Origin of the sequence: Bradyrhizobium sp. WSM1743, assembly GCF_000473065.1 — a bacterium.
Taxonomy (GTDB): domain Bacteria; phylum Pseudomonadota; class Alphaproteobacteria; order Rhizobiales; family Xanthobacteraceae; genus Bradyrhizobium.
Genome location: NZ_AXAZ01000027.1, coordinates 13,041 through 25,467, shown reverse-complemented (window position 1 = coordinate 25,467; position 12,427 = coordinate 13,041). Strand labels below are relative to the sequence as shown.

Below are 12,427 nucleotides of genomic sequence, written 5' to 3'. Positions count from 1 at the left end.
GCAAGCAAGCGGGAGAGGGAGTGCACCTTCACCGGCGGCTAGCCCGCAGCCCCGGCCCGCTCGAGCTCGATCTCGGTCACCACGCGATTGCGGCCGCCGCCCTTGGCGAGATAGAGCGCGCGGTCGCAACGGTCGATCAGATCGGCGATCGCCTCGCCGGCCCGGTACTGCGCCACGCCGATCGACACGCTGATGTTGGGCAGGATCTCGCCGGTGGAGCGGCGCGTGATCGTGCACTCGGCGATCGCGCGCCTGATGCGTTCGGCGATCCCGGCGCAAGTGGCGAGATCGGCGTCCGGCAGCACCGCGATCAGCTCCTCGCCGCCATAGCGGGCCGGCAGATCCTGCGCGCGAACCTTTTCGCGCAGCACCTTGGCCATCAGGCGCAGCACCTGGTCGCCGACGCCATGGCCGAAATTGTCGTTGAAGGATTTGAAGTGGTCGATGTCGAGCAAGAGCACGCTGAGCGGCTCGCCCCATTCCGCAGTCGCCTGCGCCTTGCGCAGAAATTCATCGAGCGCCCGCCGGTTCGCCAGGCCCGTCAGCATGTCGGTCCGGGCGCGCTGCTCGGACCTCGACAGCGAATCGCGGATCACGTCGAGCTCGCGGGTCTTTTCCGCAAAGCCTGCCTCCAGCCGCGTCGCCCTTGTGGCGGCCCGCGCCAGCTCGTTCATGAGCTGGGCGACCAGCAATTTTGGATCGACGCCGGCCCTGCCCTGGTCGGCAACCTGGCTGATGACCTGCATCTGCGAATGATTGTCGGCGATCGCAGTCGCCAGAAACTCCTTCGCGGCCCCCATGAGCGCCTGCAGCCGCTCGGAAGTGTCGACCACGGCGGCGCTCACCTGGGGCGCGACGTAGGTCTCGAACAGGTCCTGATTGGTTCGGGCGTCGAAGGGACGATTGTGGTCGATCAGGAAATCGACTGCGTTGCGCAGATCGTCCTGGCTGCCGGCGAAGTACTGGAACCAGACGGCAAAATTGGCCGGGGTCGGTGCAATCCGCTGTTCGGCCATGCTCCGCATCGCCCGTCCGGCGATGGACGCGGCATAGTCGTAATCGGGATCGTCGAAGCTGGAATCCATCGCGCTCATGCGGCCTTGTTGGGCCGCAACTTGGCATTGACCCCTTAATCACACCCCAACGCCAGCCCTCGTAGTTATGCGGAGGCGTGGTCAAAGTTCCAGAACGCGGCAACCCATTGACCCCCTGAGGTCTTCTATGGCCTAGTCCGCCGTCTTTAGACGGCCGAACCCAAGAAAACCCAACGATTCCATGACCTCCGAACGCTATAACGCCCGCGACGCCGAACCGCGCTGGCAAGCTACCTGGGACCAGCAGGCGATCTTCGTCTCCAAGAACGACGATCCGCGGCCGAAATACTATGTGCTCGAGATGTTCCCCTACCCCTCCGGGCGCATCCATATCGGCCACGTCCGGAATTACACGCTCGGCGACGTGCTGGCCCGCTTCATGCGCGCCAAGGGGTTCAACGTGCTGCATCCGATGGGTTGGGATGCCTTCGGCCTGCCGGCCGAGAACGCCGCGATCGAGCGCAAGGTCGCCCCGAAGGCCTGGACCTACGACAACATCGCCGCGATGAAGAAGCAGCTCCGCTCGATCGGGCTGTCGCTGGACTGGTCCAGAGAGATCGCGACCTGCGATCCCAGCTATTACAAGCACCAGCAGAAGATGTTTCTGGACTTTCTGCGCGCAGGTCTCGCCGAGCGCGAGAAGCGCAAGGTGAACTGGGACCCCGTCGACATGACCGTGCTCGCCAACGAGCAGGTGATCGACGGCCGCGGCTGGCGTTCGGGCGCCGTGGTTGAACAACGCGAGATGAACCAGTGGGTCTTCAAGATCACGAAGTACTCGCAGGAGCTCTTGGCGGCGCTCGACGGGCTGGATCGCTGGCCCGACAAGGTGCGGCTGATGCAGCGCAACTGGATCGGCCGCTCCGAAGGCCTTTTGGTCCGCTTCGCGCTGGATGCGGCGACGACGCCGGCCGGCGAAAGCGAGCTGAAGATTTTCACCACGCGCCCGGACACGCTGTTCGGCGCAAAGTTCATGGCGATCTCGGCGGATCATCCGCTGGCGCAGGCAGCAGCCGCGAAGAACCCTGAGCTTGCGGAGTTCATCGCCGAGATCAAGAAGATCGGCACCGCGCAGGAGATCATCGACACTGCGGAGAAGCAGGGCTTTGACACCGGCATCCGCGCGGTACACCCGTTCGACCCGAGCTGGAAGCTGCCGGTCTATGTCGCCAATTTCGTGCTGATGGAATACGGCACCGGCGCGATCTTCGGCTGCCCGGCGCACGATCAGCGCGACCTCGACTTCGTCAACAAATACAATCTCGGCAACACGCCCGTGGTGTGCCCCGAGGGCCAGGATCCCAAGACCTTCGTCATCACCGACACCGCCTATGACGGTGACGGCCGCATGATCAATTCGCGCTTCCTCGATGGCATGACCATCGAGCAGGCCAAGGAAGAGGTGGCGAAGCGTCTCGAGACGGAGCTGCGCGGCAATGCGCCGGTCGGCGAGCGTCAGGTCAACTTCCGCCTGCGTGACTGGGGCATTTCGCGCCAGCGCTATTGGGGCTGTCCGATTCCCGTCATTCACTGTCCGAAGTGCGATGTGGTGCCGGTGCCGGATGTCGATTTGCCGGTGAAGCTGCCGGACGATGCGACCTTCGACCGGCCGGGCAACGCGCTCGATCATCACCCGACCTGGAAGCACGTCACCTGCCCGAAATGTGGTGGCAAGGCGCAGCGTGAGACCGACACCATGGACACTTTCGTGGATTCGTCCTGGTACTTCGCGCGCTTCACCGATCCCTGGAACGAGGCCACGCCGACGACGCCTGCGGTCGCCAACCGGATGCTGCCGGTCGACCAGTATATCGGGGGCGTCGAGCACGCGATCCTGCATCTGCTCTACAGCCGCTTCTTCACCCGCGCGATGAAGGCGACCGGGCACGTTGCATTGGACGAGCCGTTCGCCGGCATGTTCACGCAAGGCATGGTGGTGCACGAGACCTACCAGAAGGCCGACGGCACCTATGTGCAGCCGGCCGAGGTGAAGATCGAGGTTGGTGGCAACGGCCGCCGCGCGACGCTGCTGTCGTCGGGCGAAGACATCGCGATCGGCCCGATCGAGAAGATGTCGAAGTCGAAGAAGAACACGGTCGATCCTGATGACATCATCGAGACCTACGGTGCCGACGTCGCCCGCTGGTTCATGCTGTCGGACTCCCCGCCCGACCGCGACGTGATCTGGAGCGACGAGCGCGTCCAGGGCGCCTCGCGCTTCGTGCAGCGGCTGTGGCGGCTGGTGAACGATTCCGTCGAGCTCGGCAAGACTGCGCCGGCAGCCCGGCCGGCCAGCTTCGGCCCTGATGCCACCGCCTTGCGCAAGGCCGCCCACGGCGCGCTGGACAAGGTCACCACCGGCATCGAGCGGCTGCACTTCAACGTCTGCCTCGCCCATATCCGCGAATTCACCAATGCATTCTCGGAGGTGCTGCAGCGCCCCGGCCAGCCTCCGGCTGATCTCGCTTGGGCGATCCGGGAAGCCAGCCAGATCCTGGTCCAGCTGTTCTCGCCGATGATGCCGCATCTGGCCGAGGAGTGTTGGCAGGGGCTGGGGCACAAGGGGCTGGTTTCGGAGGCCAATTGGCCCCAAATCGAACGCGATTTGCTGGTTGAAGACAGCGTGAGCCTGGTGGTTCAGGTCAACGGCAAGAAGCGGGGTGAGGTCACAGTTGCAACAGCGGCCCAGAATCCGGAAATCGAGGCTGCCGTTTTGGCCCTCGATGCGGTAAAGCTGGCCTTGGACGGCAAGCCCGTCCGCAAGGTGATCATCGTCCCCAAGAGGATCGTGAATGTTGTCGGCTAGGATCCGTATCGCCGCCCGCTTGTTGGCAGTGGCCGCGCTGGCGGCGCTGACGGCCGGCTGCTTCCAGCCGATGTATGCCGAGCGCACCGACGGGACCCCCGGCCTGCGCGAGAAGCTGATGGGGGTCGAGCTGCCGCCGATCAGCAAGCCCAATGCGTCCCGCGAGGCCCGCGTCGGCGTCGAAATCCGCAATGCGCTGGCCTTCAAGCTTTACGGCACGGCGACGGGCATGCCACCGACTCACCGGCTGGACATCCGCTTCACCACCAGCCGCTCCTCGCTGATCGTCAGCGCTACGACGGGACTACCGACCAGCGAAAACCTTGGCATCGACGCCCAGTACAATCTGATCGAGGTCGCGACCGGCAGGTCGGTCATGACCGGCTCGACCTTCTCGCGCGTGTCCTATGACATGCCGGGGTCCTATCAGCGCTTCTCGCGCACCCGCGCCGTGCGCGATGCCGAGGATCGCGCCGCCAACGAGATCGCCGAGAACATCACCACCCGGCTCGCCTCGTTCTTCACCGCGGGCACCTGATTTAATTCCGTCATTCCGGGGCGCCCGAAGGGCGAACCCGGAATCCAGAGATTGTTGATCGAGATTCCGGGTTCGCGCTTGGCGCGCCCCGGAATGACAATTGGGCCCGATGGTCGCGCTCCGCGGAAAAGAGATCGACGCCTTCCTCGCCCGCCCCGATGCGGGCCGTCCGATCATCCTGCTCTACGGTCCCGATGCCGGCCTCGTCCGCGAGCGCGCCGATGCGCTGATCGCTTCCAGCGTCGATGATCCCAATGATCCGTTCTCGCTGGTCAAGCTCGACGGCGACGAGCTTTCCGCCGAGCCTTCGCGCCTCGTCGACGAAGCCATGACGGTGCCGCTGTTCGGCGGCCGCCGCGCCATCCGCGTTCGCGCCGGCTCGCGCAGCTTTGCCGGCGGAATCGAGACGCTGGCCGAGATGAACGTGAGGGATTGCCGCATCGTGATCGAGGCCGGCGAGCTCCGCCCGGAATCGCCGCTGCGCAAGGCCTGCGAGAAGGCCAAGACGGCGGTCGCGATCGGCTGCTATCCCGACACCGAGCGGGACCTTGCCAAGCTGATGGAGGACGAGCTCCGCATTGCAAACTTGCGCATCGCGCAGGACGCCCGCGCGGCGCTGATGTCGTTCCTCGGCGGCGACCGCCAGGCCTCGCGCAATGAGCTGCGCAAGCTGACGCTCTACGCCCACGGCAAGGGCGAGGTCACGCTGGATGACGTCATGGCCGTGGTCGCCGATGCGTCGGAACTGAAGCTCGATCCGATCGTCGACGGCGCCTTTGCCGGCCGGCCCGACATCGTCGAGACCGAGTTTGCAAAAGCCATGATCGCCGGCACCTATCCGGGCGTGATCATCTCCGCCGCGCAGCGCCAGGCCGCGTGGCTGCACAAATCGGCGCTCGCCATCGCCGACGGCACGCCCGTCTCCGCCGTGCTCGACGGCGGCTTTCCGCGCCTGCATTTTTCACGAAAGCCCGCGGTCGAAACCGCGCTGCGCAATTTCAGCCCGGCGCGGCTCGCCGCCATTATCGAGCAGCTCGCAACTGCCGCGCTCGATACCCGCAAGCAATCCACCCTCGCCGCCGCCATCGCCCAGCGTACGTTGATGGCGATCGCCGCGAATGCGAAACGGCGGGGCTAGGCCTCCGCTCTCTCCACGTCATTGCGAGCGAAGCGAAGCAATCCAGAGTCCCTCCGCGGAAAGATTCTGGATTGCTTCGCTCCGCTCGCAATGACGATGTGGATGCAGACGCGGCCGCAATGACAGAGCGAAGCACTAAATCCGTCATCCTGAGGTGCGAGCCGCGCGGCGCAACGCGGCGCGCGGGGAGCCTCGAAGGATGAACGGCCGAGATGCAGCCGGGCCGTCGCCCTTAGAGGGCCGCTGAAGAAGCGGCCATCTCAGGGTGATGGATTTAGAGAGCCGGTGCAGCTACAGCGCACCCTTCGCCAGCCGCTTCATCACCTCGTCGAGCTGATCGAGATTGCGGTAGTTGATCTGCACGGAGCCGCCGGGGTCCCGGTGATTGACGGTGACCTTGAGCCCGAGCGCGTCGCTGACGCGCTTCTCCAGATCGATCGTATCGGGGTCTTTTTCCTTGCCCCCGGTGGCGCGCGCCTTCTGCGGCTTGCGCTCCGGCACGCCTTCTTCATGTGCAAGCGCCTCGGCCTGCCGGACGTTGAGACCTTCCTCGACAATGCGCTTGGCGGCAGCGAGCGGATCCGGCACGCCGATCAGCGCGCGGGCGTGGCCAGCCGTCAATTCGCCGGTCGCGATGAAGGCCTGCACCTCGGCCGGCAGCTTGGTCAGCCGCATCATGTTGGCGACGTGGCTGCGGCTCTTGCCGACGACTTTTGCGATGTCGTCCTGGCTGCGTTTGAACTCGTTGGCGAGCGCGTGATAGCCCTGCGCCTCTTCCATCGGGTTGAGGTCTTCGCGCTGCACGTTCTCGACGATCGCGAACTCCAGCGCGTCGCTGTCGCTGATGTCGACCGGCACGATCGGCACCTCGTGCAAGCCGGCCATCTGCGAGGCGCGCCAGCGCCGCTCGCCGGCGATGATCTCGTAGCGATCCTGCGCGCCCTTCACCGGACGCACCACGATCGGCTGGATCACGCCATGCTGCTTGATGGAGTCGGAGAGCTCTTTGAGCTCGGTGTCCGAAAACGTACGGCGCGGATTGCGCGGATTGGCCTTGATGAATTCGATCGGCACCTTGCGCTGTGCGCGCGGTCGATCGACATGCTGGGCCTCGCCGCCGACGTCACCGATCAGACTCGCAAGACCTCGGCCCAGTCGCGAACGCGCTTCGTCGGCCATCGCCAGCTCCCTTGGATTCAACTCGAACGCTCCTGCTACTCTGCTCCCGTCATTCCGGCCGCGCGGAGCGCGAACCCGGAATATCGACGTTGATCAATTTCAAATCTCGGGATTCCGGATCAATTCGCGGGCCGCGAATTGTCCGGAATGACATCGCCTGGATTCAATGCGTCGTGCGCAGCTCGCGCTCGCGCTGGATCACTTCGGTGGCGAGGCGCAAGTAAGCTTCGCTGCCAACGCATTTGAGGTCGTAGACCAGCACCGGCTTGCCGTAAGACGGCGCCTCGGAGATGCGCACGTTGCGCGGGATCATGGTCTTGTAGACCTTCTCGCCCATGAACTGCCGGACGTCGGCGACGACCTGGTTCGACAGATTGTTGCGCGAGTCGAACATGGTCAGCACGATGCCGTGAATCGACAGGTTCGGATTGAGCGTCGAGCGCACTTGCTCGACGGTCTGCAAGAGTTGCGACAGACCTTCGAGCGCGAAGAACTCGCATTGCAGCGGCACCAGGATCGCGTCGGATGCCGCCATCGCGTTCACCGTGAGCAGGTTGAGCGAGGGCGGGCAGTCGATCAGCACATAGGTGTAGTCGGCGTCCGGCGAGACGTTGTTGTTGAGCGCGGCGATGGCGTCGCGCAACTTGAAGGCGCGGCCAGGCGTGGTGCCGAGCTCGAGCTCGAGGCCGGAGAGATCCATGGTCGAGGGCGCGATGTGCAGCCGCGGCACCGCGGTCGAGACCACCGCCTCGCGCAAGGCCGCTTCGCCGACCAGCACGTCGTAGGTCGAGCAGGAGCGGTTGCGGCGATCGATGCCGAGGCCGGTCGAGGCGTTGCCCTGGGGATCGAGATCGACGATCAGGACGCGCTCGCCGATCGCAGCGAGCGCCGTTCCGAGGTTGATCGCTGTGGTTGTTTTTCCCACGCCGCCCTTCTGATTCGCCAGCGCCAGGATGCGCGGGTGACCGTGTGGGACTTCATTGGTCTCTTGGGCGGCCTGTTCTGGCTGCGGCTCGTCAATCACGCTCATCGAAATTCCCCACTCACCCCCTGAACGCCTCAGCTGCGCCGTTCTGCGGCACTCAGCTCCACGATCCAGCCGTCGCCGGTACGGCTTGGGTGGAGCTGCGGCTGAATATTCCAATATTTAGCGGCTTCGGTCAATTCAGCCTCTACATCTTGACCCTTGAGAAATAGCGCCCTTGCGCCTTGGCGCATCAGCGGCTCCGCAAAGCCGATGAGTTGATGTAGCGGAGCCAGTGCACGCGCGGTGACGCAATCGACGGGGCCGGTGATTCTATCCACATTATCCCCGATCTCAGCGAGATGTACGACCCCCGGGGATGTGGTGACGCGAATCGCTTCGCGCAGGAACGCCGCCTTCTTGGCGATTCGCTCGACCAGATGGACGCTCGCGCCCGGCGTGCTGGCCATCGCGCAGGCCAGCACGACACCCGGGAAGCCGCCGCCGCTGCCGAGGTCGGCCCAGCGTTTTGCCGCCGGTGCGAGATCAACGAGCTGAAGCGAGTCGGCGATGTGCCGGGTCCAGAGGTTTGGCAGGGTCGAGGGCGCGACGAGATTGGTCTTGGCCTGCCACTCCCGGAGCAGCGCGATGTAGCGATCGAGCCGGGCTTCCGTTTCATGTGAAACGGGAGCGAGCTTGAGGGCTGCGGCCTTGTCGGCGGCGATGATCGCATCGAGTGACTGATCGTTGGCGCTGGCCTTGTCGATCCTCGGTCCGGCCGGCGCCGGCTCGACCCGCCGACGGGCGCCCTCACCCGCTCCGGGTCGTCGCGATAGCGGCCTATCCCCGCCCGATCCGCGCTGTTTCACGTGAAACGCCTATGCGATCGCCTTGGAGCTCTTGCGCGCCTCGCGCCGCAGATAGGCCGCGAGGATGCCGAGCGCCGCGGGCGTCATGCCATCGATCCGGCCCGCCTGGCCGACGGTGAAGGGTCGTGCCTTCTCAAGCTTGGCGCGGACCTCGTTGGAGAGACCGGGGACCAGCTTGTAGTCGACCTCGGACAGCACCATCCCCTCGTCGCGCCTGAAAGCTTCGACATCGGCGCTCTGGCGTTCCAGATAGACGTCGTATTTGGCATCGATCTCAAGGTGGGTGACGATGACAGAGTCGATAGCCGACAGCTCCGGCCAGATCCCACGGACTTGGCTCCAGCCGATCTCCGGATAGGCCATCAGCTCGAACGCCGAGCGGCGCTGGCCATCCCGGTTCAGCGACAGCCCGTGCTTGATCGCCTCGTTCGGGGTGATGGTCAGGGACTTCGAAAGCGTCCTGGCGGCGTTCAAAGCTTCCATCTTGGCGCGGTGATGCCGGGTCCGGGCACTGCCGACACATCCCAGCGCGATGCCCTTCTCGGTCAGGCGCTGATCGGCATTGTCGGCCCGCAGGGTCAGCCGGTACTCGGCCCGGGAGGTGAACATCCGATAGGGCTCGGTGATCCCACGGGTGACGAGGTCGTCGATCATCACACCGAGATAGCCGTCGGCGCGGTCGAACACCGTGAGCGCGGCGCCGCTGGCAGCCAATGCCGCATTAACCCCGGCCACGATGCCCTGCCCGGCGGCCTCCTCGTATCCGGTGGTGCCGTTGATCTGCCCGGCCAGGAACAGGCCGCGCAGACGCTTGGTCTGCAGGGTCGGATCGAGCTCGCGGGGATCGATGTGGTCGTATTCGATGGCGTAGCCCGCCCGCACCATCTTCACCCGCTCCAGGCCGGGAATGCTGGCGAGGATCGCGAGCTGGACCTCCTCAGGAAGCGAGGTCGAGATGCCGTTGGGATAGACCGTCGTATCGTCCAGCCCTTCCGGCTCCAGGAAGATCTGGTGGCCGTCGCGATCACCAAAGCGGACGATCTTGTCCTCGATCGAGGGGCAATAGCGCGGTCCGGAGCTCTTGATCTGGCCGGAGTACATCGGGGAGCGATGGACATTGGCGCGGATCACCGCATGGGTCGCGGCCGTGGTCCGGGTAATCCCGCACTGGATCTGCGGGGTCGTGATCCGCTCGGTCATGACCGAGAACGGCTCCGGAGGATCGTCACCAGGCTGCATCTCGACCGCGGACCAGTCAATCGTGGTGCCATCCAGACGCGGGGGAGTACCGGTCTTGAGCCGTCCAAGGGTGAAGCCGGCACGCTCGAAGGAGCCGGACAGACCCATCGCGGGGGCCTCGCCGACGCGTCCGGCGGGCCAGTTTTTCTCGCCGAGATGGATCAGGCCGCGCAGGAAGGTGCCGGTGGTGACGACGACGGCCCCTGCCCGGAACTCCCGACCATCGGCCAAGCGCAGTCCGGTGACCCGTCCCTCGACCACGATCAGCTCATCGGCCTCGCCTTCGATGACGGAGAGGCCCTCAGTGTCCCGGATCGCGGCCTGCATCGCCGCCGCATAGAGCTTCCGATCCGCCTGGGCACGCGGACCACGAACAGCGGGGCCCTTGCGGCGATTGAGGACGCGAAATTGGATGCCGCCGGCATCTGCGACACGGCCCATCAGACCATCGAGCGCATCGACCTCACGGACCAGATGGCCCTTGCCGAGCCCGCCGATGGCGGGATTGCAGGACATTGCGCCGACCATGGAGAAACGATGCGTCACCAGAGCGGTCGTCGCGCCCATCCGGGCCGCCGCAGCCGCAGCTTCACAGCCGGCGTGGCCGCCGCCAATCACGATGACGTCGAAACTCTCTCGCTCTGTTCGCATGGGCGGACTTCTAGCTCAGAGCGGAAAAAGCCGGAAGTGGAAACTGGGCCAGGCGGTGTTTCACGTGAAACGGGACGGCTTGAAATGGCGGGCAGCATTTTCGTGAAAACAACCCATGCACAGTAGAAGGAGCCTTGAAGACATTACTGTTTCACGTGAAACAATCTGCACCAGCCGGAGACGAACGATAGCGAGACCTACGACGCTCGGGGGACATCGCTCATGGGTCGGAACCCGAGCTGTTTCAAGCGATTCACGAGCCCCCAAGGGAACGACGTTTCACGTGAAACAACAAGGGACGGAACAAGCGCTAGTTCTACAATGAAGAACTAGCGCTACTTTCCAATGCAGAACCTCTGAAAGATGGCCCCTAGGACGTCCTCGACGTCCACTCGCCCCAAAAGCCGACCCAAGGCAAAGGCGGCGGCGCGCAACTCTTCGGCCGCCAGCTCCTCGCCGTCTTCTACAAGCTCCAGACTCCGGCGCAAGCTGTCAGACGCCTGGCGCAGCAGCTCGCGTTGGCGAGCCCGGGTTACCAAAGCACCCTCGGTCGTTCCGAAGAATTCGGCGGCAAACTTGACGAGGGCATCAACCAGTTCCGGAATGCCGTCGCCCTGGCTCGCTGAGATCCCGAACTCGCCCTGCAGCGCGGCACCCCCGATCGCGCCCAGATCAATCTTGTTGCGAACGATCCAGACCGAACCGCCAGACGAAGCAACACCGTCACCGGATTTCCGGAGCGAGCGCAGCGCTCCCGGGTCGACGGCTTGCCCACTCTCCACCAGCCACAACACCAGGTCAGCGCCGTCGGCGCGCGCCCGCGCTCGGCGCACGCCCTCCTGCTCCACGGGATCATCGGTCTCGCGGATGCCGGCGGTGTCGATCACCGTGACGGGATAGCCGTCGAGATCGAGCTGCACCTCGATCACGTCGCGCGTGGTCCCAGCATGCGGCGAGACGATCGCGACCTCGCGGCGCGCCAGCTGATTCATCAGCGTCGACTTGCCGACATTCGGCTCGCCTGCAATCGCAACCACCAGGCCGTCGCGCAGGCGTTCAGCTTGTCCCTGTGCCGCAAGGACTCTTGCGATTTCGTCGTGAAGCGCTCTGATCGCTTTCACCGCCGGCGCCCTCAGCTCCGCCGGCACGTCGCCTTCATCGGAAAAATCGATGCCGGCCTCGATCAGCGCGGACGCCTCGATGATTCGCTCGCGCCAGTCGCGCGCGCGGTCGCCGAGCAGGCCTTGCAACTGGCGCAGCGCCTGACGTCGTTGCCGGTCGGTGTCGGCGTGGATGAGATCGTCGAGGCCCTCGGCCTCGGTGAGGTCGAGCTTGCCGTTCTCGAAGGCGCGCCGGGTGAATTCTCCGGGCTCAGCGGCTCGGATATTCGGAATTACAGAAATAGCCGAGAAGAGCGCCATCAGCACCGCGCGCCCGCCATGGACGTGAAATTCGGCGATGTCCTCGCCGGTCGCGCTGGCCGGTCCTGGAAACCAGAGCACGACCGCGTCGTCGATCGGCCGGCCCGCCCCGTCCCGGAGCAGCCGGCGGCTCGCCTGCCGCGGCGCCGGGAGCCGGCCCGCAAGCGTGGTCAGCACCAGTCCGGCCTGCGATCCAGACACCCGCACCACGGCGATCGCACTCGGCGCCCGGCCGGATGACAGCGCAAAAATGGTCTGGTCTCGCGGATGCATGGCCTATTTGTCCGGCTGCCGATGAAAAGGCAAATATCCGTTTTCAGCCCGGCGAGCGGCAGCTTATTGCTTGCGCCCAATTTCGCAGCAAATGTTGTACTGCACCGCAACAAAGCCAAGGCCGCTGCATTTTTGCTGCGAGAATGCCTCTCGCACAGCGAGGTAGGCCCATCAAGATTCAAGTATTATTTTGATATATCAACAGATTAGCGGAAGCCGAGGCGAGGTGGTTGGCCGCCCCGTCATGCTGCACCT

Annotated in this window: 9 protein-coding genes; 3 read left to right on the top strand and 6 right to left on the bottom strand. The window is 64.9% G+C overall.

Annotation, left to right across the window (positions count from 1 at the left end; genetic code table 11):
• Nucleotides 1-38 precede the first annotated feature (38 nt).
• On the bottom strand, nucleotides 39-1,085 hold the full coding sequence (locus tag YU9_RS0118270; protein ID WP_027574121.1) for a GGDEF domain-containing protein: 1,047 nt from the start codon (nucleotides 1,083-1,085) through the stop codon (nucleotides 39-41).
• A 190-nt stretch (nucleotides 1,086-1,275) separates the two neighbouring features.
• On the opposite strand from YU9_RS0118270, the gene leuS reads away from it, so the two are divergent.
• The 3 genes from leuS (at nucleotide 1,276) to holA (ending at nucleotide 5,576) form a co-directional block, all read left to right on the top strand.
• Nucleotides 1,276-3,900, top strand: a complete 2,625-nt coding sequence (gene leuS / locus YU9_RS0118265) for a leucine--tRNA ligase (protein WP_027574120.1) — start codon at nucleotides 1,276-1,278, stop codon at nucleotides 3,898-3,900.
• Nucleotides 3,887-4,438: an LPS assembly lipoprotein LptE gene (gene lptE, locus YU9_RS0118260; protein WP_027574119.1), complete on the top strand. Its 552-nt coding sequence runs from the start codon at nucleotides 3,887-3,889 to the stop codon at nucleotides 4,436-4,438. Before leuS ends, lptE begins: the two co-directional genes overlap by 14 nt.
• A gap of 109 nt (nucleotides 4,439-4,547) precedes the next feature.
• Nucleotides 4,548-5,576, top strand: a complete 1,029-nt coding sequence (gene holA / locus YU9_RS0118255) for a DNA polymerase III subunit delta (protein ID WP_027574118.1) — start codon at nucleotides 4,548-4,550, stop codon at nucleotides 5,574-5,576.
• Between the two features lie 291 nt (nucleotides 5,577-5,867).
• Here holA and YU9_RS0118250 read toward each other — a convergent pair whose 3' ends face one another.
• The 5 genes from YU9_RS0118250 to mnmE all read right to left on the bottom strand — a co-directional run bounded on the left by YU9_RS0118250 (nucleotide 5,868) and on the right by mnmE (nucleotide 12,172).
• Complete coding sequence (locus tag YU9_RS0118250; RefSeq protein WP_027574117.1) at nucleotides 5,868-6,755, bottom strand: ParB/RepB/Spo0J family partition protein; 888 nt, start codon at nucleotides 6,753-6,755, stop codon at nucleotides 5,868-5,870.
• Nucleotides 6,756-6,918: 163 nt separating this feature from the next.
• Nucleotides 6,919-7,785 carry a ParA family protein gene (locus tag YU9_RS0118245; RefSeq protein WP_027574116.1) on the bottom strand — a complete coding sequence of 289 codons (867 nt, stop codon included), beginning with the start codon at nucleotides 7,783-7,785 and terminating at the stop codon, nucleotides 6,919-6,921.
• 29 nt (nucleotides 7,786-7,814) lie between these two features.
• Nucleotides 7,815-8,447: a 16S rRNA (guanine(527)-N(7))-methyltransferase RsmG gene (gene rsmG, locus YU9_RS0118240; RefSeq protein WP_198028262.1), complete on the bottom strand. Its 633-nt coding sequence runs from the start codon at nucleotides 8,445-8,447 to the stop codon at nucleotides 7,815-7,817.
• A 150-nt stretch (nucleotides 8,448-8,597) separates the two neighbouring features.
• A complete protein-coding gene (gene mnmG, locus YU9_RS0118235) occupies nucleotides 8,598-10,478 on the bottom strand; it encodes a tRNA uridine-5-carboxymethylaminomethyl(34) synthesis enzyme MnmG (RefSeq protein ID WP_027574114.1) in 1,881 nt (626 codons plus the stop codon).
• 335 nt (nucleotides 10,479-10,813) lie between these two features.
• Entirely contained in the window at nucleotides 10,814-12,172 is a 1,359-nt protein-coding gene (gene mnmE / locus YU9_RS0118230) for a tRNA uridine-5-carboxymethylaminomethyl(34) synthesis GTPase MnmE (protein WP_027574113.1), read from the bottom strand.
• Nucleotides 12,173-12,427 lie beyond the last annotated feature (255 nt).